This window comes from Roseateles paludis, assembly GCF_039872745.1.
In the GTDB taxonomy this organism is placed as follows: domain Bacteria; phylum Pseudomonadota; class Gammaproteobacteria; order Burkholderiales; family Burkholderiaceae_C; genus Pelomonas; species Pelomonas paludis.
This window is the reverse complement of record NZ_JBDPZD010000003.1, coordinates 233,231-255,126: the sequence shown is the minus strand read 5'-3', so window position 1 is coordinate 255,126 and position 21,896 is coordinate 233,231. Positions and strand designations below refer to the sequence as shown.

21 protein-coding genes and 1 tRNA gene are annotated in these 21,896 nt (G+C 68.6%); 12 read left to right on the top strand and 10 right to left on the bottom strand.

Translation table 11 applies throughout. The features are described from left to right. Nucleotides 1–1,134 (top strand): lytic murein transglycosylase B, encoded by a 1,134-nt coding sequence (gene mltB, locus ABDJ85_RS12405; protein ID WP_347705094.1) that lies wholly within the window; start codon nt 1–3, stop codon nt 1,132–1,134. On the opposite strand, the gene ABDJ85_RS12400 is transcribed toward mltB, so the two are convergent. Then, nucleotides 1,046–3,517 (bottom strand): DNA internalization-related competence protein ComEC/Rec2, encoded by a 2,472-nt coding sequence (locus ABDJ85_RS12400; RefSeq protein ID WP_347705093.1) that lies wholly within the window; start codon nt 3,515–3,517, stop codon nt 1,046–1,048. The two genes, mltB and ABDJ85_RS12400, sit on opposite strands and share 89 nt — an antisense overlap. A gap of 35 nt (nt 3,518–3,552) precedes the next feature. Between ABDJ85_RS12400 and ABDJ85_RS12395 the strand changes: the two genes are divergently transcribed. Genes ABDJ85_RS12395 through ABDJ85_RS12385 form a run of 3 tightly spaced genes read left to right on the top strand, consistent with a single transcriptional unit; the run spans nt 3,553 to nt 5,563 of the window. Continuing rightward, nucleotides 3,553–4,020, top strand: coding sequence for a RidA family protein (locus ABDJ85_RS12395; RefSeq protein ID WP_347705092.1), 468 nt, complete (start codon nt 3,553–3,555; stop codon nt 4,018–4,020). Further along, nucleotides 4,020–4,511: a disulfide bond formation protein B gene (locus ABDJ85_RS12390; RefSeq protein ID WP_347705091.1), complete on the top strand. Its 492-nt coding sequence runs from the start codon at nt 4,020–4,022 to the stop codon at nt 4,509–4,511. The genes ABDJ85_RS12395 and ABDJ85_RS12390 overlap by 1 nt, the downstream gene beginning before the upstream one ends. 41 nt (nt 4,512–4,552) lie before the next feature. After that, nucleotides 4,553–5,563 (top strand): glycoside hydrolase family 5 protein, encoded by a 1,011-nt coding sequence (locus ABDJ85_RS12385; RefSeq protein ID WP_347705090.1) that lies wholly within the window; start codon nt 4,553–4,555, stop codon nt 5,561–5,563. A gap of 14 nt (nt 5,564–5,577) precedes the next feature. Here ABDJ85_RS12385 and ABDJ85_RS12380 read toward each other — a convergent pair whose 3' ends face one another. The 3 genes from ABDJ85_RS12380 to ABDJ85_RS12370 form a co-directional block, all read right to left on the bottom strand. Further along, the gene (locus ABDJ85_RS12380) at nt 5,578–7,320 is read right to left on the bottom strand and encodes a gamma-glutamyltransferase family protein (RefSeq protein ID WP_347705089.1); all 1,743 of its coding nucleotides are present in this window, start codon (nt 7,318–7,320) and stop codon (nt 5,578–5,580) included. Then, a complete protein-coding gene (locus ABDJ85_RS12375) occupies nt 7,320–7,958 on the bottom strand; it encodes a CoA transferase subunit B (RefSeq protein WP_347705088.1) in 639 nt (212 codons plus the stop codon). Before ABDJ85_RS12375 ends, ABDJ85_RS12380 begins: the two co-directional genes overlap by 1 nt. A gap of 83 nt (nt 7,959–8,041) precedes the next feature. Continuing rightward, complete coding sequence (locus ABDJ85_RS12370; protein WP_347705087.1) at nt 8,042–8,749, bottom strand: CoA transferase subunit A; 708 nt, start codon at nt 8,747–8,749, stop codon at nt 8,042–8,044. A 70-nt stretch (nt 8,750–8,819) separates the two neighbouring features. Between ABDJ85_RS12370 and ABDJ85_RS12365 the strand changes: the two genes are divergently transcribed. Then, entirely contained in the window at nt 8,820–9,374 is a 555-nt protein-coding gene (locus ABDJ85_RS12365) for a LuxR C-terminal-related transcriptional regulator (protein ID WP_347705086.1), read from the top strand. 28 nt (nt 9,375–9,402) lie between these two features. Further along, entirely contained in the window at nt 9,403–10,575 is a 1,173-nt protein-coding gene (locus ABDJ85_RS12360) for an AAA family ATPase (protein WP_347705085.1), read from the top strand. Between the two features lie 17 nt (nt 10,576–10,592). Here the strand turns inward: ABDJ85_RS12360 and ABDJ85_RS12355 are convergent, their stop codons facing one another. The 5 genes from ABDJ85_RS12355 to ABDJ85_RS12335 form a co-directional block, all read right to left on the bottom strand. After that, nucleotides 10,593–11,459, bottom strand: a complete 867-nt coding sequence (locus tag ABDJ85_RS12355) for a 2OG-Fe(II) oxygenase (RefSeq protein ID WP_347705084.1) — start codon at nt 11,457–11,459, stop codon at nt 10,593–10,595. A gap of 5 nt (nt 11,460–11,464) precedes the next feature. After that, complete coding sequence (yaaA, locus tag ABDJ85_RS12350; protein WP_347705083.1) at nt 11,465–12,244, bottom strand: peroxide stress protein YaaA; 780 nt, start codon at nt 12,242–12,244, stop codon at nt 11,465–11,467. A gap of 72 nt (nt 12,245–12,316) precedes the next feature. After that, nucleotides 12,317–13,645, bottom strand: coding sequence for a TolC family outer membrane protein (locus ABDJ85_RS12345; RefSeq protein ID WP_347705082.1), 1,329 nt, complete (start codon nt 13,643–13,645; stop codon nt 12,317–12,319). A gap of 121 nt (nt 13,646–13,766) precedes the next feature. Further along, nucleotides 13,767–14,423, bottom strand: a complete 657-nt coding sequence (locus ABDJ85_RS12340) for a protein-L-isoaspartate O-methyltransferase family protein (RefSeq protein ID WP_347705081.1) — start codon at nt 14,421–14,423, stop codon at nt 13,767–13,769. 49 nt (nt 14,424–14,472) lie between these two features. Continuing rightward, nucleotides 14,473–15,132 carry a TetR/AcrR family transcriptional regulator gene (locus tag ABDJ85_RS12335; protein ID WP_347705080.1) on the bottom strand — a complete coding sequence of 220 codons (660 nt, stop codon included), beginning with the start codon at nt 15,130–15,132 and terminating at the stop codon, nt 14,473–14,475. A 138-nt stretch (nt 15,133–15,270) separates the two neighbouring features. On the opposite strand from ABDJ85_RS12335, the gene ABDJ85_RS12330 reads away from it, so the two are divergent. From ABDJ85_RS12330 to ABDJ85_RS12310, 5 genes are read left to right on the top strand one after another with little or no spacing between them, the layout of a single operon-like run. Next, the gene (locus ABDJ85_RS12330) at nt 15,271–16,092 is read left to right on the top strand and encodes an undecaprenyl-diphosphate phosphatase (protein ID WP_347705079.1); all 822 of its coding nucleotides are present in this window, start codon (nt 15,271–15,273) and stop codon (nt 16,090–16,092) included. 19 nt (nt 16,093–16,111) lie between these two features. Next, complete coding sequence (gene map / locus ABDJ85_RS12325; RefSeq protein ID WP_347705078.1) at nt 16,112–16,936, top strand: type I methionyl aminopeptidase; 825 nt, start codon at nt 16,112–16,114, stop codon at nt 16,934–16,936. Nucleotides 16,937–16,938: 2 nt separating this feature from the next. Next, nucleotides 16,939–19,527 carry a [protein-PII] uridylyltransferase gene (locus ABDJ85_RS12320; RefSeq protein ID WP_347705077.1) on the top strand — a complete coding sequence of 863 codons (2,589 nt, stop codon included), beginning with the start codon at nt 16,939–16,941 and terminating at the stop codon, nt 19,525–19,527. A gap of 46 nt (nt 19,528–19,573) precedes the next feature. Next, nucleotides 19,574–20,368, top strand: a complete 795-nt coding sequence (locus ABDJ85_RS12315; protein WP_347705076.1) for a DUF2189 domain-containing protein — start codon at nt 19,574–19,576, stop codon at nt 20,366–20,368. Between the two features lie 2 nt (nt 20,369–20,370). Further along, nucleotides 20,371–20,586, top strand: a complete 216-nt coding sequence (locus ABDJ85_RS12310) for a DUF2788 domain-containing protein (protein WP_347705075.1) — start codon at nt 20,371–20,373, stop codon at nt 20,584–20,586. Nucleotides 20,587–20,604: 18 nt separating this feature from the next. Here ABDJ85_RS12310 and ABDJ85_RS12305 read toward each other — a convergent pair whose 3' ends face one another. Next, nucleotides 20,605–21,516 carry an alpha/beta hydrolase gene (locus ABDJ85_RS12305; protein WP_347705074.1) on the bottom strand — a complete coding sequence of 304 codons (912 nt, stop codon included), beginning with the start codon at nt 21,514–21,516 and terminating at the stop codon, nt 20,605–20,607. Between the two features lie 46 nt (nt 21,517–21,562). On the opposite strand from ABDJ85_RS12305, the gene ABDJ85_RS12300 reads away from it, so the two are divergent. Next, a tRNA-Ala gene (locus ABDJ85_RS12300) sits at nt 21,563–21,638 on the top strand. The last annotated feature ends 258 nt before the right edge of the window (nt 21,639–21,896 follow it).

The following is a 21,896-nucleotide window of genomic DNA, read 5'->3' as shown; positions in this document are numbered from 1 at the left end:
ATGGTCCGACCCTTCTCTGCCCTTGCGGGCTTGCTGGCACTGGTGTTGTCCGCGCACGCAGCGCCCCACCGCCCTCCTCGTCTCCCTCCCCCCGCCCCCTTCGGCCCCGAGCCCGCCCTGCTCCAGTTCGCCGACGAGCTGGCCCAGCTAGAGGGCTGGGATGCCGCTGCTTTGCGCGACCAGCTGAGCCAGGCCCAGCGCCTGCCGCGTGTGCGGCAGCTGATCCTGCCGGCGGCACCGGGCGCGGCCAAGGACTGGGCGGCGTATTCGGCGCGCTTCATCGAGCCCAAACGCATCGCGGCGGGTGTGGCGTTCTGGCAAGAGAACGAAGCGGCGCTGGCGCGCGCTGAGACGCAGTACGGCGTGCCCGCCGATGTGATCGTGGGCATCCTGGGGGTCGAGACCTACTACGGTCGGCTCACGGGGGGCTTCAAGGCGCTGGATGCACTGGTGACGCTGGGCTTTGACTTCCCGGCCGAGCACCCGCGTGCGGTGGCGCGCCAGGCCTTCTTCCGCGCCGAGCTGGCCGACCTGCTGCGCCTGGCGCGCGAGAGCGGGCTGGATGCAAGCGCGGTGCAGGGCAGCTATGCGGGGGCGCTGGGCTGGCCGCAGTTCATGCCCGGCTCGTGGCGGCGGCATGCGGTGGACTTTGACGGCGACGGCCGGCGCGACCTGACAGGCAGCCCGGTCGATGCGATTGGCAGCATCGCCAACTTCCTGGTGGCGCATGGCTGGCAGCGCGGCGTGTTGACCGACTACAGCATCAGCCTGCCGCGCGACCGCGCCACGCGAGAGCGCCTGCTCAAGCCCGACATCGAACCCACCTGGCGCGCCGCGGAGCTGGTGGCCCTGGGTGCCAAGCCCTCAGAAGCTGCGCTGGACCACGCCGGCCTGCTGGCCGTGGTGGCGCTGCAGAACGGGCGGCACAAACCGCCCACGGTGCGCCTGGGGAGCGAAAACTTTTTCGCCATCACCCGCTACAACAACTCGGCCTACTACGCGTTTGCGGTGATCGACCTGGGGCGGGCCGTGCGGCGCGCGTGGCTCACCACGCCGGCTCGTCCTGCACTGAGTCCGGCGGTGGATCCTGCGGCATCGGCTGCTCCGGCCCCTGCAGCGGCGTCTTCGCCATAAGGGCAGGCGTTGGGCGATCAAGCCAGTAGCGCGGGCGTTCGGCGCGGGTGCAAATGCCTTGTGAGGGCGGCTCGTTGCTGAGCCAGGTCCAGGCGCCGCAGGCGGGCGAGTCCACCACCGCAATCCCGGCTGCCTGGTAGCGCGCCAAGACACTGGGCACCGGGTGGCCAAAGCGGCTGCGGTAGCCGGCTTGCACCAGGGCCAGAGCGGGCCGTGTGGCCGCTAGCAAGGCCTCGCTGGACGAGGTCTTGCTGCCGTGGTGGGGCACCAGCAGCACATCGGTGCGCAGCGCCGTTTCGCGCGCCACCAGGCGCTGCTCCTCGTCAGCGGGCAGGTCGCCCAGCAGCAAGGCGCTGCGCCCGCTGGCATCGCGCACGCGCAGCACGCAGGAGCGGGCATTGGGCTTGGCGCTCGGATCGCCGGCCAGCGGGTGCAGCAGTTCGAACTCAACGCCATCCCACACCCAGCGCTGCCCGGCCTCGCACGGGGTGTGCGGCACACCGGCCTGCAGCAGCGGGTGCTCGGGCTCCAGCGAGCTGCGCAGCAGCGCCACCGGCAGGCCGCGCATCAGCGTCGCGGCGCCGCCCACGTGGTCGGTGTCGCGGTGGCTGAGCATGAGCGCATCAATGCGGCGCACGCCCTGGTTGCGCAGCAGCGGCAGCAAGACGCGCTCGCCGGCATCGCTGCCTGGCGCATAGGCCGGGCCGCTGTCGTAGACCAAGGTGTGCGTGGCCGTGCGCACGACGATGGCATTGCCCTGGCCCACGTCGGGCGCCGTCAGCTCGAAGCGGCCCGGCGGCGGCAGGCTGACAGCCGGCCAAAGCAGGGGCAGCACCATGGCTGCGCCGCAAGCGCGCAAGCGCCAAGGCAGGGGCAGCACCAGCAGCACCGCCCCCAGCAAGGCCAGGCCCTGTGACCACAGCGGCGCCGCCGGCACCCACCACACCGACCCTGGCCACGCCGCCAGCCACTGCAGCCAGCCCACCAGCGCTTGGGTGAGCCAAGCGCCCAGCGCCCACAGCACCGGCACCGCCGCGCCCAGCAAGGCCAGCGGCGTGATCACGAAGCTGACCAGCGGGATGGCCACCAGATTGGCCAGCAGGCCGCTGAGCGAGAGCTGGGCAAAGCAGACCAGGCTGAGCGGGGCCAGGCCGACCGTGGCAATCAGCTGGCTACGCAGCCCTTGCCAGGCGTGAGCCTGCCAACCCTCGGGCCGCTCACCTGACGACGCCATCAACAGCCCCACGGCCATGAAGCTGAGCCAGAAGCCCGGCTGCAGCAGCGCCCAGGGGTCCACCGCCGTCACCACCACGGCCGCCACCAAGAGCACGCCCGGCCAGGGCCAGCGCAGGCTCAAGGTTTGCAGCAATGCCACCGTGCCCAGCATCAACACCGTGCGCTGTGCCGGCACGCCCCAGCCCGAGAAGAGCGCATAGCCCAGCGCCGCCGCAACGCCGATCCAGCGAGCCGCGGTGGGTGTGGCCACGCGCAGCGGCAGGCGCTGGCTGCGCCGCCACAGGTGAGCGGCCAGGCCGGCGGCGAGCCAGGCAAACAGCGTGACGTGCAGGCCCGAGACGCTGAACAAATGCGCGACACCCGTGTCGCGCAGCAGCGCCCAGTCGGCGCGCGAGATGGCGCTCTGGTCGCCCACGCTCAGGGCCGCCAGCACCCCGGCCAGCGCCGGCTCGGGCACCTCGCGGCGCAGGCGCTCGCGCAGGGCCTGACGGGCGGCATCCAGCGTCCACCAGGGCGCTGGTGCCAGCCGCGTGCCCGAGCGCACGGTGCCCGTGGCGCGCACGCCCTGCTCAAACAACCACAGCTCGGCATCAAAGCCGCCCGGGTTGGCCAGGCCGTGCGGCCGCTTCAGGCGCACGGTGAAGCGCCAGGTCTCGCCAGCCGTCAGCTTCAAAGCCTCCGTGCCCGGGGCGGCATAGCTCAGCAGCATCAGACGTTGAGGAAGTTCAGGCAGATCGGGCTGGCTGCCCGCCTGCCGCTCCAGCATGAAGCGCCAACCCGGCGCGCCGCCCTGCCCCAGCACAGCCACGGGCAAGGAGTCGATGCGGCCGGTGACCACCAGGTCACGCCCCTCCCAGGCGGGGGCCAGGTCTTGAGACAGCCGCGCTTGCGCCCGCCACACCGTGCTGCAAACGGCCAAAGCCAGCACGGCCACCGCGAGGCCCAGCCAGCGCCACCGGGCCGAGACCCAAGCCAGCGCGAGGCCGCCAAGCACCAGCACCGATCCCGCCGCCAGCACCCCTGCCAATTTAGGCAGGGCCGGCAGCGCATGCACGGCCGCCACGCCAGCCAGCCAGGCCAGCGCGGTGGCCAGCAAGGCGCCTGGGCCCAGCACAGCGTGTTTTCGCGGCAAAGGCGGCAGGGACATGGGGTGTAGCATGCCCGGCTTTCACGCGCGCCAACATGAGCACCTCCCCCATCTACGCCCGCCTCGCCGACCTCGGCGTGACCCTCCCGCCGCTGGCTGTGCCGGCCGCGTCCTATGTGCCCTTCGTGCGCACCGGGAACCTGGTCTTCGTCTCCGGCCACATCGCCAAGCGCGACGGCAAGCCCTGGGTGGGCCAACTGGGCAAGACCATGGACACCGCCGAGGGCCAGGCTGCGGCGCGCGCCATTGCCATCGACCTGCTGGGCACGCTGCACGCGGCGCTGGGTGACCTCTCCAAGATCAGCCGCATCGTCAAGGTGGTCAGCCTCGTCAACAGCACGGCCGACTTCACCGAACACCACCTGGTGACCAATGGCTGCTCAGAGCTGCTGGCCCAGGTGCTGGGGGATGCCGGCACGCATGCGCGCAGCGCCTTTGGCGTGGCGCAGATTCCGCTGGGCGCCTGCGTCGAGATTGAACTGGTAGCCGAGGTGGCAGCTTGATGTTCCTCGAAGCCTCCAAGCTCCCCGCCCGGGCCTTGGGCGGCATGGCGGTGCTGAGCATCGCGGCGGTGGTGATCGCCGTCATCGCTCAGCACAGCTTTGATGTGCGGCCCTGCCCCTGGTGCGTGCTGCAGCGTGGCATCTTCCTGGTGCTGGCTGCTGTGTCCGGGCTTGGCTGGCTGATGGCGCGCAAGCGCACGGCGCGGCAGGCGGTGCTGGTGGGTTGCGCGCTGATCTGCCTGGCCGGCCTGACGGCAGCGGTCTTCCAGCACGAGGTGGCCTCGCAGACGGCCAGCTGCAAGCTGGGCCTGGCCGACAAGCTGCTGGAGGTGCTGAACCTGGAGGAGCTGTGGCCCCAGGTCTTCATGGTCACCGGCAACTGTGCCGATGCGGCCGCCTACCACCTGCTGGGGATGCCCTACGAGGTCTGGAGCGGTCTGCTGTTTGCCAGCTTCGGGGCCTTGTGCGTCGTCGCGCTCGGCAAGCGCTGAGCCCTGCCCCACTTGCTTCAGCCGCACGGCGGCACCTGCCCATGACACTGTCTCGTGCCCTGACTCGCCTGTTGCTGGCCACCAGTCTCTTGCTCGGCGCCCACGCGCAGGCGGCCACCGCCGTCGAGACCCATGGCGCACTGTCCGTCCAGGGCAACCGCATCGTGGGCAGCCGCGGGCAGCCGGTTTCGCTGGCCGGCCCCAGCCTGTTCTGGAGCAACACCGGCTGGATCGGCAGCGAGTACTACACCCCGGGCGCGGTGGCCTTTGCGCAGCGCGCCTGGAACGCCGGAATCATTCGCGCCGCCATCGGGCCCGACAAGAACGGCGGCCTGCAAGCGGACTGGGCCGCCAATATGGCGCGGCTGGAGACGGTGGTGGACGCCGCCATTGCCCAAGGCCTCTACGTGCTGGTGGACTACCACTCCCACGACGCCGAGAAGCATCCTGAGCAGGCTATCAAGTTCTTCGAGACCGTGGCGCGCAAATACGGCAAGCACCCGAACCTGATCTACGAGATCTACAACGAACCGCTGAACCACAGCGACTGGTCCACGGTGATCAAGCCCTATGCCCAGCAGCTCATCCCGCGCATCCGCGCGATCGACCCGCACAACCTGATCGTGGTGGGCACGCAGACCTGGTCGCAAGACGTGGACAAGGCCGCGCGCGACCCGCTCAAGGGCTTCAGCAACATCGTCTACGCGCTGCACTTCTACGCAGGCTCACACAAGCAATGGCTGCGCGACAAGGCCAAGCTCGCCCTCGACCAAGGCCTGGCGCTGATGGTGACCGAGTGGGGCGCCGTCAATGCCAATGGCGATGGCGCCATCGACCGCGAAGAGACCGAGCGCTGGCTGGCCTTCATGCGCGAGCATCACATCAGCCACCTGCAGTGGACCCTGGGCTCCAAGCGCGAGAGTGCCTCGCAGCTCAAGCCGGGCACCGCGCCTGGCGGTGATTGGACCGATGCCGATCTGACCGAAGGCGGGCTCTACTTCCAGCAGATCGTGCGGGGCTGGAGCCCGGTGAAGTTCAGCGGCGCGAAGTAAGCGTCAATCAAGCGTCAATCGCCGACGCTGACGCCCTCACGGCGCGGGTCGGCAGCACCGGCCCAATCGCTGCCCTGCACGCGCGACAGCGCCTGGATGCCGCTTGGCAGCGCAAACTCGGCCAGCTTGTGGCCACGCGCACGCAGCGCGTCCTTCTCAGCCGGCGTGAAGCGGCCAGCCTCCAGGTAGACATCCGGCCCATTGAAGTTGACGAGGTGCGGCTGCTCGGCCGCCGCCTGTGCCGGGATGCCCCAGGCCAGGTGGGCCGTGAGAAAACGCGCCATGAACGGGATGATTGCCGGCCCACCCGGTGAGCCGGCCACGAGCACCAGGCGATCGCCCTGGAAGACGAGCGTCGGCGTCATGCTGGAGCGCGGGCGCTTGCCGGGCTCGACGCGGTTGGCCACAGGGCGACCATCGGCGCCGGTCGGGGCCAGCGAGAAGTCGGTGAGCTGGTTGTTGAGCAGGAAGCCGCCGCCTAAGCCCGTGCCGCCGTCGCTCATCACGCGGTTGCCGAAGGCGCTCTCGACGCTGGTGGTCATGGCCACCGCGTGGCCATCGGCGTCGACGATGCTGATGTGGCTGGTGCCTGACTCCAACTGCTGCGCCTGCGGCGCAAACGCCGAGCGCTGCGGCGCGGGCTGGCCGGCGGTGGCCGGCGGCATGGCGCGCGGACCGATCAAAGCAGCCCGTTCGCGCAGGTAGTCGGGGGCGAGCAGGCTCTGCCAGTCGTCGCCCGGCGCGGCGGCAAAGGCCGGGTCGGCCAGGTATTGCGCCCGGTCGGCAAAGGCGAGCTTGGAGGCTTCGATCAAGCGGTGCAGCCAGGCTTCGTTGGCTTGATCCGCCGGCGGCTCGGTCTCCAGCAGGCTGAGCGTTTGCAGCAGCGTGATGTGGCCCGAGCTGGGCGGGCCCATGCCGCACAGCCGGACTGCGCGCCAAGCGGTGCACAGCGGGGCGCGCGCGAGCGGACGGTAGGCGGCCAGGTCGGCCTCGGTCATCACGCCGGGGCGCTCGTGCGCACGCAGGCGGCGCACGATGTCGGCCGCCACCTCGCCGCGATAGAAAGCCGCCGGCCCCTGCTTGGCAATGCCGCGCAGCACGGCCGCATAGGCCGGGTTGCGCAGCACATGGCCCACGGGGTGGGCTTGGCCCGCCGCGTCGTAGTAGAGCGCGCGGGCCTGGGCATCGCGCTTCAGGGCCGCGTCGCCAGCCAGCAGCGTGTGCAGGCGCGGCGTGATGGCAAAGCCGCGTTCGGCCAGGTCGATGGCGGGCTCGAAGAGCCGGGCCCAGGCCAGGCGGCCATGCCGCTCGTGCGCCAGCGCCAGCATGGCCACGGCGCCGGGCACGCCGGCCGAGAGCCCGCTTTGCACGGCTTCGCGCATGGGCATAGCGCGGCCGTCGCGCAGGAAGAGTTCCGGCGTGGCGGCGGCCGGCGCCGTCTCACGGGCGTCATAGGCCTGCAAGGCACGGCCATCGAAGTGCAGCAAAAAGGCCCCGCCGCCAATGCCGCTGGACTGCGGTTCCACAAGGCCGAGCACCATCTGCACCGCCACGGCTGCATCGACCGCCGAGCCCCCGGCGCGCAGGATGCCAAGCCCGGCTTGTGCCGCCAGCGGGTGCGCGGCCGACACGGCCTGGCGCTTGAACGTGGTGGCCGCCTTGGCGGCGTAGCCGCTGGCGGGCTCGGGGTTCTGCGGCTGAGCCGCAGCCCAGACCGTGATGAACCCAAAACCCAGTGCCAGCAGCTTTCCTCGCATCAGAGGAGTGTCACACCTGTCTTGGCTTGCACTTGCTCCCGCGTCACACCCTCGGCCAGCTCAACGAGCTTGAGCCCCTCGGGCGTCACGTCCATCACCGCCAGGTCCGTGATGATGCGGTCCACCACGCCCACGCCGGTCAGCGGCAAGGTGCACTTGGGGATGATCTTCAAGTCCTCGGTGCCGTCCTTCTTCTTGGCCACGTGCTCCATCAGCACGATCACGCGCTTGACGCCGGCCACCAGGTCCATGGCGCCGCCCATGCCCTTGACCATCTTGCCGGGGATCATCCAGTTGGCCAGGTCGCCGTGCTCGCTGACCTGCATGGCACCGAGGATGGACAAGTTGATCTTGCCGGCGCGGATCATGGCGAAGCTGTCGTGGCTGCCGAAGATGCTGGAGCCCGGCAGGGTCGTGACCGTCTGCTTGCCCGCGTTGATGAGGTCGGCATCGACCTCGTCCTCGGTCGGGAAGGGACCGATGCCCAGCATGCCGTTCTCGCTCTGCAGCCAGACTTCCTTGTGGGCTGGCACATGGTTGGCCACCAGGGTGGGGATGCCGATGCCGAGGTTCACGTAGAAGCCGTCTTCCAGCTCCTGCGCCGCACGGGCGGCCATTTGGTCTTGGGTCCAGGGCATATCAAGCCTCCTGCCGAGCCGCCTCAAAGGAGGCTTGCGCCCCCTTGGGGGGCAGTGAATGAAATGAACGTGGGGGCACCATGTCAGCTCTCCTTCTTGGGCGAGAGCGTGCGCTTCTCGATGCGCTTCTCGGGGGTGGCGTTCACGACGATGCGGTGCACATAGATGCCCGGCAGGTGGACGGCGTCCGGGTCGATCTCGCCGACCTCAACGAGCTGCTCCACCTCCACCACCGTGACCTTGCCGGCCATGGCCGCAGCGGGGTTGAAGTTGCGCGCCGTGCGGCGGAAGACGAGGTTGCCGCTCTTGTCGGCCTTCCAGGCCTTGACCAAGGACACGTCGGGCACCAGGGCGCGCTCCATCACATAGGTCTGGCCGTCAAACTCGCGCGTCTCCTTGCCCTCGGCAATCACGGTGCCCACGCCGGTACGCACGAAGAAGGCCGGGATGCCCGCGCCGCCGGCACGCAGCTTCTCGGCCAACGTGCCCTGGGGCGTGAACTCCAGCTCCAGCTCGCCGGCCAGGAACTGGCGCTCGAACTCCTTGTTCTCGCCCACGTAGCTGGAGATCATCTTCTTGATCTGGCGCGTCTCCAGCAGCTGACCGAGGCCGAAGCCATCGACCCCCGCGTTGTTGGAGATGACCGTGAGCCCTTGGACGCCTGAATCGCGCAACGCGGCGATCAGCGCCTCGGGGATGCCGCAGAGGCCGAAGCCCCCCACGGCCAGCAGTTGGCCGTCGGCGACCAGCCCTTTCAGGGCGTCGGCGGCACTGGGGTAGACCTTGTTCATGCGCTCTCCTGTGCGAAGACCCGCAGCGTAGCGGGATGGGACTACGTAGTCGATTACGTAAGATCGCCTAATGCCAGCTCACAGCCTCGACTACCGCACCGCCTTCGAGCTGGCCCCCATCGGGCTGATCCTCTCGGAGCGCCGCCAGATCGTGGACTGCAATGCCCGGGTGCTGGAGATCTTCGGCGCGCAGCGCGAGCAACTGGTCAAGCAGAGTTTTGCGGTGCTCTACCCCAGCCCTGCGGAGTTTGAACGCACGGGCGAGCGGATCGCGGCACGCCTTGGCAGTGATGGTCACTACGCCGATGACCGGGTGATGAAACGGCTGGGCAGCCAAGAGCTGTTCTGGTGCCACGTCAGTGGCCAGGCGCTGGACACGCGAGACCCTCACGCGCGCGGCATCTGGAGCTTTGAAGACCTCTCCAGCCACCGCCAGCTGACCGTGGAGCTGACACCGCGCGAGCGCGAGATTGCGGCCCTGCTGGTCGAAGGCCTGACCAGCAAGCAGATCGGCAAGCGCCTGGCTGTGAGCCCCCGGACGATCGACGTCTATCGCGGCCGCTTGATGAAGAAGTACAGCGCCAAGGGCACGCCCGATCTAGTGCACCGCCTGCTCAGGGCTTGACGCCGCCCACCCTCGACACTCTGCCACCATGCTCACCACGCTATGCGTCGCCAACTACCGCTCGCTGCGCGAGCTGCGCCTGTCGCTCGGGCCTCTGACGGTCATCACCGGCACGAATGGGAGCGGCAAGTCGAGCCTTTATCGCGCTCTACGCCTGCTGTCGGACGCTGCGCTTAACCGCATGCTGCCGTCACTGGCAATGGAGGGTGGATTCAGCTCTGCACTCTGGGCGGGCCCCGAAACCATTTCGCGCGCCATGCGTGCCGGCGAAGTACCCATAGAAGGTGTGACCCGCAAGGAGCCGATCGCGCTCAAGCTCGGCATCGCTTCGGACGATCTCAGCTATGCAGTCGAGCTGGGGCTGCCAGCCCAGGGCCGTCCGCCTCCGCCCACGCTCTTCGGCCAAGACCCGCACATCAAGCGAGAGGCCGTCTGGGCCGGGCCGGTGTATCGGCCAGCCGCTGCGCTGGTCGAGCGTCAAGGCGCGCTGCTCAAGGTGCGCGAGGGGCGCAGTTGGCGTGTGGTGGATGCGCCTTTGACGCCCTTCGACAGCATGCTCTCGCAGTTTGCCGACCCAGCATTGGCGCCCGAGACCTTACGCTTGCGCGAGCGGCTGCGGGGCTGGCGCTTCTACGATAGCCTGCGCACCGACTCCGATGCCCCGGCCCGAAGGGCCCGGCCAGGCAGCTTCACGCCTGTCCTGGCGGGCGATGGCGCTGATCTGGCTGCCGCCTGGCAGACCATCGTCGAAATCGGCGACGCCGAGGCGCTGCATGAAGCGCTGGAGGATGCATTCCCGGGCGCACAGGTGTTGGTGACGAGAGACGCCAGCGGCTTTCGGCTCGCGATGCGTCAGCACGGTCTGCTGCGCGCGCTGGATGCCGCCGAACTGAGTGACGGCACGCTTCGCTACCTCATGCTGCTGACCGCGTTGCTCAGCCCGCGACCGCCTGAACTGATGGCCTTGAACGAGCCTGAGAACAGCCTCCACCCCGACCTGCTGCCAGCGCTAGGCCGGCTGATTCTGCGTGCCAGCGCCCAGACTCAGGTCATCGTGGTCTCCCATGCCATGCGCCTGGTGGCCGCGCTCGAATCGCATGAAGACTGCCGCACCTGGCGACTAGAAAAGTCTTGCGGTGAAACTCAGCTGCCCGAGCTGGACTGGGCCGACACACCACCTTGGCAGTGGCCCGCGCGCTAAGTGTTCAGCCACCCTGATCAGTTAAAAACGCCCTGCCGCAGCCACTTGGTGGCAATCCACTTCTCACCTGCGATCACGGGCGCGCCGCCATGCAGGGTCTGGGTGCTGGGGTGGGGTCGGTCGTAGCTGAAGAAGACGGCATTGCCCTTCACGGGCATCACGTCGAGGCCGATGTCCGGGAAGATGGTGGCGCCACCCGCTTCAACATGGTTGAGGTACATGACCAAGGTGCCCACGCGCTGGCCGCCGCGCTTGAGGATGCTGGCGGTGGCGGCGTGGTTGGGGTCGAAGTAGTCGTAGTGCGGCTGGTACTCGGCGCCCGGGCGGTAGCGCAGCACCTGCAAGCCCTCGCCGTGGTCCAGCGGCCAGCGCAGCAGTGCGGCGATGCGGGCCTCGACGCGGCGGATCAGCTCGCTCTCGCAGCGCTCGAAGAACATGCCGTCGCTGGTGCGCGCGGCGTTGACCTCGCTGCCCTCGGCGCTGGTGGCAACGGTCTCGGAGCGGGCCAGGCGCTTGGTGGCGGCCTCGATGATGCCGTCGCATTCGGCGTCGGACATCAGCCCTTGGAACACCACCACGCGCGGCTCGCGCAGGCTGAGCGCGATCTTGACCTTGCGGTCGCCCGCGTCGATCTCACTGGGGCGGCCGACCAGGTCGGGCTCGGGCAGGCCGGGGGTGTAGCCGTTGGACGCCGACGAGGTCGGCGGCACGGGCACGACCGCAGCCGGCGCGCCGCCCAGCATGCGCGCCAGGGCCTCGCGCGCCACCGTGGCATCCCAGCCACTGCCCACCATGGCCCCAAGAATGGCCTCGGAGGGGTGGCCGGCGCGCGACTGCTCGGTGATCCAGTCGCAGAGTTCGGGGGTGATGATCTGTTGACTCATGAGGCTCAAGTGCGACGTCGAAAAACCCACTGCGTTGCCGAAGAAACCGACGGCTCGAAAGCATAGCCTTCGGCCGCGAAGGCCTTGAGCGCCTCGGGCTCGGTCACGCGCTGTTCAATCGCAAACCGCGCCATCAGGCCACGCGCACGCTTGGCGAAGAAGCTGATGATCTTGTAGCGCCCGTCCTTCCAGTCCTCGAACTGGCATTCGATGACGGGCAGCTTGAGCGCCGGGCGATCAACGGCGTGGAAGTACTCCTGCGAGGCGAGGTTGACGACGACGGGCGTCTCGGTCTCGCGGGCACGGCGCGTGACGTGTCGGGCCAGGTCGTCGCCCCAGTAGGCATAGAGGCTCTCGCCCCGCGCATTGGGCAAGCGCGTGCCCATCTCCAGGCGGTAGGCCTGCATGCGGTCCAGCGGCCGCAGCACGCCGTAGAGGCCGGAGAGCATCAGCACATGGCTTTGTGCCCAGCGCAGGTCGTCAGGCGCAAGGCTAGCGGCATCGAGGCCGCCGTACACATCGCCATCAAAGGCCAACACGGCCGGCCGCGCGTTGTGGGGTGTGAAGCGCGGCCGCCAGGCGGCATAGCGCTCGGCATTGAGCTGGGCCAGGGGCTCGGAGAGGTCCATCAGCGCCTGGATCTCGGGCACCGTCTTCTCGCGCAGCAGCTCGATCAGCTCGTTGGATCGGCTGACGAACTGCGGGCGGGTGAGTTCATCGGCCAGCTCGGGCGGCACGGGGCGCTCGAAGTCGAGCGATTTGGCGGGCGACAGCAGCAGCAACATGGGCGCGATTCTCGCGTCGGGCGGACATGAAAAAGCCCCGCGATAGCGGGGCTTGTCCAACAGTGAGGCGCTTTACTTGGCCAGCAGCCCGCTCACGGCATAGATGTCTTCGGCGCGCAGTTGGCCCGAGGCCTGGCGCAGCTTGAGGCCCATGACGATGCTGTCGTAGCGCGCCTTGGCCAGGTCGCGCTGGGTGCTGAAGAGCTGGGCCTGGGCGTTGAGCACGTCGAGGTTGACGCGCACGCCGACCTTGTAGCCCAGCTGCGTGGCTTCGAGGGCCAACTTGCTGGACGACTCGGCGGCCTCCAGGGCCTGGGCCTGGGCGCGCAGCGACTGGCTGAAGGAGAAGGTCTGGCGCGTTGCCTGGGCCACGCTGCGGCGCGCGAACTCCAGGTCGTTGCGGGCACGCTCTTCCAGGATCAGGGTCTCCTTGATGCGGCTCTGGGTGTAGCCGCCGGTGAAGATCGGGTAGGTGAAGCTGAGGCCGATGCTGGCGTTCTTGGTCGTGCCCACGCCCGAGGACGCGGCGGCCAGACCGGAGAGGTTGTTGTGCAGGTTCTGCGCGCCGAGGCCGGCGGTGGCATCGAGCGTCGGCTTCTCGCCAGCCTTGGCGATCTGGGTATCGAGCTGTGCGACCTCAAGGCCCACGCGTGCCTTGCGGATGGCAGGGTGCTGCTCCTCGGCGGTGGCCAGCCAGGTGTCGATGCGGTCGGAGGCCAGCGCGGGCAGCGCCACCGGCGTGGCCAGCGGCTTGGGCTCGACGCCGACGCGGCCGACCAGCAGGTCCAGCGCCGTGCGCTTGACGCGCAGGTCGTTGTCGGCGGCGATCTCCTGGGCGCTGGCGATGTCGTAGCGGGCCTGGGCTTCGCGGGTGTCGGTGATGGTGGCGGTGCCCACCTCGAAATTGCGCTTGGCCGAGGCCAGTTGCTCGGAGATGAACTTCTTGCTGGCTTGGGCGGTGGCCAGCGCGTCCTGCGCGGCCAGCACGTCGAAGTAGGCGGACGAGAGCCGAACCATCAGGTCCTGCTCGGCCGACTCCAGGTCGGACTGGGCGGCCACGTTGGCGCGGCGGGCGCGGTCGAGATTGAGCGGGTTGGCAGCGTTGTAGACCGAATACTTGCCCTGCAGGCCGGTGGCCAAGGTGCGGGCGTTGATATTGGTGTTGGACGGCGTCTCGGTGCGGGCCTGGGTGGCCGAGGCGTTGAGGCCCAGCGAGGGGCGCAGCGCGGCTTCCGCCTGGCCGATGCGGGCCCCGGCTGCTTCAGCGCTGGCACGCGCGCTGAGGTAGGTCGCGTCATAGGCCCGGGCCGCGTCGTACAGCTCTTGCAGGCTCTGGGCCTGGGCAGACCCCCAGGTGGCAAGACCGATGACCAGGGCCAAGGGGGTCAGACGGAGCGACATGGGCATGAAATCCTCGGGGTTGGGTGAACTGCGCCGGATTGTGAGTGCCGCCGCGCGTGGATGAAAGAAGGCATGCGACGAGCTGCGGTATGCGGCGACCAGCGGCAGGCCTGGGGTGTTCTCAGAAAGCGAAGGACGGCAACTCGGCAAAGCCAGGCAGCCGTGCGGCCGAGGTTTCAAACAGGGTGAGGCTGCGGTAGTCGTCAGGGCCGACGCGGGTGATGAGCTGCGCCTGCATGACCGGGTCGTCGCCGACGATGGCGATCAAACGGCCAGTGCCGACGCGCAACTGGGCGAGCAAGCCAGCCGGCACCTCGGCCACGGACCCCGACAGCACGATGGCGTCGAACGGAGCTTCGGCTGCCAGGCCGCTGGCGCCGCCCTGCTGCAGCACGCGGACGTTCTGCACCCCGGCCTTGCGCAAATTGGCCTTGGCGGCGTCGGCCAGACCGGCGTCGGGCTCGACGGCGAACACTTGCTCGGCCTGATGCGCCATCAGCGCGGCGAGGTGGCCGGTGGCGGCGCCGATCTCGAGCACGCGGTCCTGGCGCGTCAGCTTGAGCTCCTGCAGCATGCGGGCCTCAACGCGCGGCGCCAGCATGCGGCGGCCATTGCCCAGCGGCAGCTCGGTGTCCACAAAGGCCTGGGCGCGCAGCGCTGCGGGGACGAAATCCTCACGGTGGACGATGGTGAGCAGTTCGAGCACGCCCAGGTTCAGCACGTTCCAGGGGCGGATCTGCTGCTCGATCATGTTGAAGCGGGCTTTTTCGACGGTCATGGGGTGCTCCTAGGGGCTGCTCTACGGCAGGCATCAATGCGGGAAATCGTCAAATTTTAGAGGCCGGCTCGGCCAGCAGGCCGCACAGCAGCAAGGACATCTGGGCGTCGAGCATCTCGGGGGCGCCCACGCCCGAGGGCCGCTGGCCGCAGGCGCCGAAGGAATGCTCCTGCAGCATCATCTGCAGCAGCGGCGAAATGAGCACGTGCACGGTGGCAGCAATCGGCACGGGCCGGAACTCGCCCCGGGCTATGCCCTGCTGAACCAGGCGGCCGATCAGCTCGTGCGTGGGCTGGATGACTTCGTCCACATAAAACTGCGCCAGCTCCGGGAAATTGCGCGCCTCCACCAGCATCACCTTGGTGATGCCGCCGGCAGTGCCCTGCCCCACGCTGGCCCACCAGGTCTGCATCATGTGGCGCAGCAGGTCCTGCACACGGCCCTGGTACTGGGCGGCGGCAGCGGCAAAGTCGGCCAGCCGGGCCACCAGGTGCTCGCGCACCACGGCCTTGAAGAGCTCTTCCTTGCTGGGGAAGTAGCGGTAGAGCGTGCCCTTGGCCACGCCGGCGCGCTGCGCGACCTCCTCGCTGCGGGTGGCTGAAAAGCCCCGGTCCACGAACAGCTCCAGCGCGGCCTGGAGCAGCTCCTGGGGGCGTTCTTCCTTGCGGCGCTGGCGCGTCGGTGATGGGGAGACTGGGGGGCGAGACATGGCTTAGTGACCGACTGGTCACTAATGTATGCCGCCACCCCGGCGGGCAGCAAGGCAGGCGACATGCTGAGCAGGGGTCGCGCTCTACACTGCGCGCCCTTTTGCACACCTTTCCCGGGCCAGGGCCCGGTGCCTGCTGTGGACGTCATTCTGCTGCTCAAGGCCGCGATCATGGGGATCGTTGAAGGCCTGACCGAGTTCCTGCCCATCTCCTCCACCGGCCACCTGATCCTGGCCGGCAGCCTGCTGGGCATGGACGACGCCAAGGGCAAGGTGTTCGACATCGCCATCCAGACCGGCGCCATCCTGGCCGTCATCCTGGTCTATGCCCAGCGCCTCAAGGCCGTGGCCCAGGGCCTGCCCAGCGAGCCGCAGGCGCGGCGCTTTGTCATCAATGTGGCGGTGGGCTTCCTGCCAGCGGTGGTGCTGGGCCTGCTGTTCGGCAAGGCGATCAAGGCGCATCTGTTCACGCCGGTGGTGGTGGCCAGCGCCTTCATCGTGGGGGGCTTCATCATCCTGTGGGCCGAGCGGCGCCAGAGCGTGGCCCGCATCGAGAGCGTGGACGACATGACGCCAATGGACGCGCTCAAGGTCGGCCTGATCCAGTGCCTGGCCATGATTCCCGGCACCAGCCGCTCGGGGGCGACCATCATCGGCGGCATGTTCCTCGGCCTGTCGCGCAAGGCGGCGACGGACTTTTCCTTCTTCCTGGCCATCCCGACGCTGATCGGCGCGGGCGTCTACAGCCTCTACAAGGAGCGCGCCCTGCTGGCGGCGGCCGACACGCCGGTCTTTGCCGTGGGCTTGCTGTTCAGCTTCCTGTCGGCCTGGATCTGCGTGCGCTGGCTGCTGCGCTACGTGGCCACGCACACCTTCACGCCCTTTGCCTGGTACCGCATTGCCTTTGGCGTGGTGGTGCTCGTCACGGCATGGACGGGCGTAGTGCACTGGGCGGACTAGGGACACCGATAATCCCCCGATGGCCATCACCATCAAGACTGCTGCCGACGTTGAAGGCATGCGCATCGCCGGGCGCCTGGCGTCCGAAGTGCTCGACCTGCTGACCGCCCACGTCAAGCCGGGCATCACCACCAATGAGCTGGACCGCATCGCGCACGACCACATCGTGAACGTGCAGAAAGCCATCCCGGCGCCGCTGAACTACTGCCCGCCCGGCTACACGCCCTACCCCAAGTCGGTCTGCACCTCGGTGAACAACCAGGTCTGCCACGGCATCCCAAACGACAAGGCGCTCAAGAACGGCGACATCGTCAACATCGACGTCACCGTGATCAAAGACGGTTGGCACGGCGACACCAGCCGCATGTTCATCGTGGGGGACGCGTCCATCGCTGCCAAGCGCCTGTGCAACCTCACCTACGAGGCCATGTGGAAGGGCATCGCCAAGGTCAAGCCCGGTGCACGCCTCGGCGACATCGGCCACGCCATCCAGACCTTTGCCGAGAACGCCGGCTTCTCCATCGTGCGCGAGTACTGCGGCCACGGCATCGGCCAGGTCTTCCACGAAGAACCCCAGGTGCTGCACTACGGCCGCCCGGGCACACTGGATGAGCTGGTGCCGGGCATGACCTTCACCATCGAGCCCATGATCAACGCCGGCCGGCGCGAGATCAAGGAGCTGGGCGACGGCTGGACCATCGTCACCAAGGACCGCTCACTCTCCGCCCAGTGGGAGCACACCATCCTCGTGACCGACACCGGCTACGAGGTGCTGACCGTCTCGGCCGGCAGCCCGCCGCCGCCGGCCTTCATCACCAGCACCAGCGCCGCCACCGGCGCCTGAACGTGGCGACCACGCCCATCGTCGAGCTGCGGCGCCAGTTCAAGCAGGGCAAGCAGGCCCTGATCGACGCCTTCCTAGAGGCACGCCCGACCACCACAACCAGCAGCCGCCTGCTGCGCACCCTGGCGCGCCATGTCGACGACACGCTGCGCCTGGTCTGGGCCGAGTCGGGCTTGCCCGCCGGAGCCTGCTTGGCGGCCGTCGGTGGCTATGGACGCGGCGAGCTGTTCCCGCACTCCGATGTGGACGTGCTGGTGCTGCTGCCCGACGGCATCGATTCAATGCAGCCAGGCCCCGTGCGTGACGCGGTGGAGCGCTTCATCACCACCTGCTGGGATGTGGGCCTGGAGATCGGCTCCTCGGTGCGCACCGTGCCCGAGTGCGTGAGTGAGGCAGCCGGCGACGTCACCATCCAGACCGCCCTGCTCGAAGCCCGCAGCCTGACGGGTGATGCCCGCCTGTTCCGCCGCCTCGTCAAGCACCTGGCGGAGGCCATGGACCCCAAGGCCTTTCTACGCGCCAAGACGCTGGAGGCCGTGCAGCGCCACACCAAGTTCGACGACACGCCCTATGCGCTGGAGCCCAACTGCAAGGAGAGCCCCGGCGGCCTGCGCGACCTGCAGCTGCTGATCTGGCTGGCGCGCGCGGCGGGCCTGGGCAAGACCTGGAAGGAACTCAGCCAGCGCGGGCTGATCACCCCCTTCGAGAGCCAGCAGCTCAAGCGCAACGAGGGGCAGTTGGCCCTCATCCGCGCGCGGCTGCACGCGGTGGCGGGCCGGCGCGAGGACCGGCTGGTCTTCGACCTGCAGGACGCCGTGGCGCGCAGCTTTGGCTTCAAGCCCACCGGCGGACAGCGCGCCTCCGAGGTGCTGATGCGCCGCTACTACTGGGCCGCCAAGGCGGTGACCCAGTTGCATCAGATCCTGCTGCTGAACCTGGAGGAGCGCATCAACGGCGCCCAGCAGGCCCAGATCCACCGCATCGACGAGCAGTTCGAGGACCGCGCTGGCATGCTGGAAGTGGCGAGCGACGACCTCTACCAGCGTGACCCGAGCGCCATCCTGCGCACCTTCCTGGTCTTCCAGCAGGCACCGGGCATCAAGGGCCTGTCGGCCCGCACGCTGCGGGCGCTGTACAACGCCCGCAAGCTGATGACGGCACGTTGGCGCAACGACCCGGTCAACCGCGCCACCTTCATGGCCATCCTGCAGGCCCAGCGCGGGCACACGCATGCGCTGCGGCTGATGAACCAGACCTCGGTGCTGGGCCGCTACCTGTGGGTGTTCCGCGCCATCGTCGGGCAGATGCAGCACGACCTCTTCCACGTCTACACCGTGGACCAGCACATCCTGATGGTGCTGCGCAATGTGCGGCGCTTCTTCATCCCCGAGCACGCGCACGAGTACCCGTTCTGCTCTCAGCTCGCCTCGCAGTGGGATGCCCCCCATCTGCTCTACATCGCCGCTCTCTTCCATGACGTGGCCAAGGGCCGCGGGGGCGACCACTCCGACCTGGGAGCCGTGGACGTGCGCCGCTTCTGCCGCCAGCATGGCCTGGACGCCGAAGACACCCAGCTCTGCGTCTTCCTCGTCCAGCACCACCTGACGCTGTCGCGCGTGGCGCAGAAGGAAGACCTCTCCGACCCCGAGGTGATCACCCGCGTGGCCGGCGTGGTGGGCAATGTGCGCTACCTGACGGCGCTTTACCTGCTGACGGTGGCCGACATCCGCGGCACCAGCCCCAAGGTCTGGAACGCCTGGAAGGGCAAGCTGCTGGAGGACCTGTTCCGCCTCACCGCCCGCGCGCTGGGCGGCGCCCCGCTGAACCTGGACGCCGAGATCGAAAACCGCAAGCAGGAGGCGCGGCAGGCCCTGGCCCTGCACGCGATGCTGCCAGGCACCGAAGCGCCGCTGTGGCAGACGCTGACCGTCAGCTACTTTGCGCGGCACGACGCAGCCGAGCTGGCCTGGCATGCACGGGCGCTGTGGCGCCATGTCCAAACCACCGTGCCCGTGGTGCGCGCACGCCCCTCGCCCGTGGGTGAAGGCCTGCAGGTGCTGGTCTATTCGCCCGACAGGCCCGACCTCTTCGCCCGCATCTGCGGTTACTTCGACACCGCCGGCTTCAACATCCTGGACGCCAAGGTCCACACCACGCGCCAGGGCTTCGCGCTCGACACCTTCCAGGTCATCCAGCCTGATGCCGAAGGCCTGCACCGCGACCTGGTGACCCTGGTTGAAACCCAGCTCGCGCTCGCCCTGGCTGCCGAGGGCCCGCTGCCCGAGCCCCGGCGAGGCCGGCTGTCGCGGCGCGTCAAGTCCTTCCCCTACACGACACGCATCGGCCTGCGGCCCGACGAGAAAGCCACGGCCTGGCTGCTGTCCATCAGCACCAGCGACCGCGCCGGGCTGCTCTACGCCATCGCCCGCGTGCTGGCGCGCCACCGCATCAACCTGCAGCTCGCCAAGATCACGACCCTGGGCGAGCGGGTGGAAGACACCTTCCTGATCGACGGCCCGGCGCTGCAGCAAAACAAGACCCAACTGCAGATCGAGAGCGAGCTGCTGGACGCGGTGTCGCTGCCGGCTTGAGCTGGCTCAAGCCGGCCCCTGCCCCTCCTGCCTCACACTCCAAGCCATGCCCAACCGCTTCAGTGAACGCGCGCTGCGCGAGTCCCAGGCCTTTGGCGTGCGCCAGGTTCCCGTCTGGCGCCCCTTGGGCTGGCTGGCGCGTGGCTGGCACGACCTCTGGCAAGCCCCGGTCGCCTCGCTGGCACAGGGCTTGGTCATGGCGGTGTTTGGTGCGCTGCTGCTGGTGCTGGCGCATGACCGCTTCTGGCTGCTGTCGGGCGCCTTCTCGGGCTTTTTGCTGCTGGCGCCGGTGATGGCCACCGGCCTGTATGCGCTGAGCCGCGACATCGACCGCAACCTGCCGGTCGGCCTCTCCACCGTCTGGCTGGCCTGGCACCCCCGTGACCGGCGGCTGATCGTCTTTGGCTTTCTGCTGGCCATTGCCGGCACCGGCTGGGTGCTGTGCTCGGCCGCCCTCGTCACAGGCTTTGCGCCCGAGCCCATCGTGACGCCGCGCGACTTCCTGCGGCTTGTGGTGCTGAACGATCAGTCCCAGCTCTTCGAGATCTGGCTCGGCCTCGGCGCGCTGCTGGCGGCGCCGGTGTTCGCGTCCAGCGTGGTGGCCATTCCAGCCTTGCTCGACCAGCCGGCCGACCGGCTCGGCGTCTACGGCGCGGTGCTGACCAGTTGGCGCGTGGTGCTGGAGCACCCAGCCCCCATGGCCTTGTGGGCCGCCTTGCTGATGGGCCTGACCACGCTGGGGCTGGCGACGGCGCTGCTCGGCCTGATCGTGATCGTCCCCTGGCTCGGACACGCCAGCTGGCACGCCTACCGCGACCTCGTTCGCCACCGCAGCGACTGACCATGTGGGGCTATACCGAAGCCGAGATCGCGCAGTTTGGCCTGACCTTCGGGGTCGGCGCCTTCATGCTGTACATGGTCTTCATCATCTTGCAGCTGGCGCGTGAGTCCAAAGCCGGGCGCTTTGGCACCTTCATCCTGCTGCTGGGGCTGGGCTTCGGCCTCGTGGGCTTTGCGGCCAAAGGCGTGATCAAGTACTTCCTGGCGGGACACGTCTAGGGCGGCAGTGCGCGCCGCTCAGGGCAGCGCATCCACCCAGCGCAGGCCCATCAGCCGCAGCAAACGCTGATGCAACGCCACCTGCGGGTTGGCCAGCTCATGCATCACCGTGAAGTGGTTGCAGCCCGGCAGCTCTTCGCACACCGGCACGGCACGGCGGCCCCAGGCGCGCTGGATCAGCCGGTTCTGGCGGCGGTACTCTTCGCTCTCGTCCGCGCCACACACGGCCCACAGCACCTGGGGTGAGGGTGGCGCATCGAAGCAGGCGGGGCTCAAACGCCTGGCTGACGCGGCCGACAGCCGCAGGTCGTTCTGGAGGAAGGGCAGCTTTCGCAGCGGCTCCAGCTCGTGCAGCCCAGACACCGACACCGCCGCCCGCACCAACTGCCGAGGCAGGTCGCGCCCCACCAACTTCCAGTCGCAGCAACTCAGCATGGCGGCCAAATGGCCACCGGCCGAATGACCGAGCAGCGTGATGCGGTGCGGATCGCCCCCGTAGTCCGCCACGTGGCGCCACAGCCAGGCCAAGGCCTCGGTCATCTGCAGCGCAATGCGCTCGATGCTGACGGCGGGACACAGGTCATAGCTGGGTATGACCACCAAGGCGCCGGCATCGACAAAGCTCGCCGCCATGAACGAGTAGTCGGCCTTGCTCAGCGCCCGCCAGTAGCCACCGGGGATGACCACCAGGACCGGTGCCTTGGCGGCCGCCGGGCCCTCCCGGCCATCGCCACCACCAGCAGTGGGCATGAACACGTCCAAGCGCTGTCGCGGCCCCGGGCCGTAGGCCACATCCAGCACGCACGAGGACCGCTCCCGCACCAATGCCGAGGCAGCGGCCCAGCGCTGCAGGATCTGCGCGCTGTCAGTGACCCGAACACGGTTGTTGTACTGGGCTTCGAGCCACGCCACGCTTGCTTTCACTGCCATGCCGCGACGATAGCAGCGCAGGCCGTGGCTATACTCCCCGCCCCATGGGGACGTAGCTCAGCTGGGAGAGCGTCGCGTTCGCAATGCGAAGGTCGGGAGTTCGATCCTCCTCGTCTCCACCAAACACCCAAAGCGGGCTTGACGACGTCAAGCCCGCTTTTGTTTTGGGCCGAGGTATGCCGCAATTGCTGCGACGTCGAGCCAGGCGGATCAAAACAGCTGCGGGACGCGCTGTTTAGTACGGTTGCGCAAATTTCTACGGATAACGCTATCCAGATCACTTTTGCGCCAGCAAGATCGTTTGAGATATGTCTCACGGAGACGACAGCGATTACCAAGGGTTTCCACTTGGATAGCGCTACCCTCAATTCGTTGTTTTG

What these genes read in the sequence shown, in the direction of transcription:
- mltB (WP_347705094.1), top strand. Translation starts at nt 1, where the DNA reads ATGGTCCGACCCTTCTCTGCCCTTGCGGGCTTGCTGGCACTGGTGTTG.
- ABDJ85_RS12400 (WP_347705093.1), bottom strand. Translation starts at nt 3,517, where the DNA reads ATGTCCCTGCCGCCTTTGCCGCGAAAACACGCTGTGCTGGGCCCAGGC.
- ABDJ85_RS12395 (WP_347705092.1), top strand. Translation starts at nt 3,553, where the DNA reads ATGAGCACCTCCCCCATCTACGCCCGCCTCGCCGACCTCGGCGTGACC.
- ABDJ85_RS12390 (WP_347705091.1), top strand. Translation starts at nt 4,020, where the DNA reads ATGTTCCTCGAAGCCTCCAAGCTCCCCGCCCGGGCCTTGGGCGGCATG.
- ABDJ85_RS12385 (WP_347705090.1), top strand. Translation starts at nt 4,553, where the DNA reads ATGACACTGTCTCGTGCCCTGACTCGCCTGTTGCTGGCCACCAGTCTC.
- ABDJ85_RS12380 (WP_347705089.1), bottom strand. Translation starts at nt 7,320, where the DNA reads ATGCGAGGAAAGCTGCTGGCACTGGGTTTTGGGTTCATCACGGTCTGG.
- ABDJ85_RS12375 (WP_347705088.1), bottom strand. Translation starts at nt 7,958, where the DNA reads ATGCCCTGGACCCAAGACCAAATGGCCGCCCGTGCGGCGCAGGAGCTG.
- ABDJ85_RS12370 (WP_347705087.1), bottom strand. Translation starts at nt 8,749, where the DNA reads ATGAACAAGGTCTACCCCAGTGCCGCCGACGCCCTGAAAGGGCTGGTC.
- ABDJ85_RS12365 (WP_347705086.1), top strand. Translation starts at nt 8,820, where the DNA reads ATGCCAGCTCACAGCCTCGACTACCGCACCGCCTTCGAGCTGGCCCCC.
- ABDJ85_RS12360 (WP_347705085.1), top strand. Translation starts at nt 9,403, where the DNA reads ATGCTCACCACGCTATGCGTCGCCAACTACCGCTCGCTGCGCGAGCTG.
- ABDJ85_RS12355 (WP_347705084.1), bottom strand. Translation starts at nt 11,459, where the DNA reads ATGAGTCAACAGATCATCACCCCCGAACTCTGCGACTGGATCACCGAG.
- yaaA (WP_347705083.1), bottom strand. Translation starts at nt 12,244, where the DNA reads ATGTTGCTGCTGCTGTCGCCCGCCAAATCGCTCGACTTCGAGCGCCCC.
- ABDJ85_RS12345 (WP_347705082.1), bottom strand. Translation starts at nt 13,645, where the DNA reads ATGTCGCTCCGTCTGACCCCCTTGGCCCTGGTCATCGGTCTTGCCACC.
- ABDJ85_RS12340 (WP_347705081.1), bottom strand. Translation starts at nt 14,423, where the DNA reads ATGACCGTCGAAAAAGCCCGCTTCAACATGATCGAGCAGCAGATCCGC.
- ABDJ85_RS12335 (WP_347705080.1), bottom strand. Translation starts at nt 15,132, where the DNA reads ATGTCTCGCCCCCCAGTCTCCCCATCACCGACGCGCCAGCGCCGCAAG.
- map (WP_347705078.1), top strand. Translation starts at nt 16,112, where the DNA reads ATGGCCATCACCATCAAGACTGCTGCCGACGTTGAAGGCATGCGCATC.
- ABDJ85_RS12315 (WP_347705076.1), top strand. Translation starts at nt 19,574, where the DNA reads ATGCCCAACCGCTTCAGTGAACGCGCGCTGCGCGAGTCCCAGGCCTTT.
- ABDJ85_RS12310 (WP_347705075.1), top strand. Translation starts at nt 20,371, where the DNA reads ATGTGGGGCTATACCGAAGCCGAGATCGCGCAGTTTGGCCTGACCTTC.
- ABDJ85_RS12305 (WP_347705074.1), bottom strand. Translation starts at nt 21,516, where the DNA reads ATGGCAGTGAAAGCAAGCGTGGCGTGGCTCGAAGCCCAGTACAACAAC.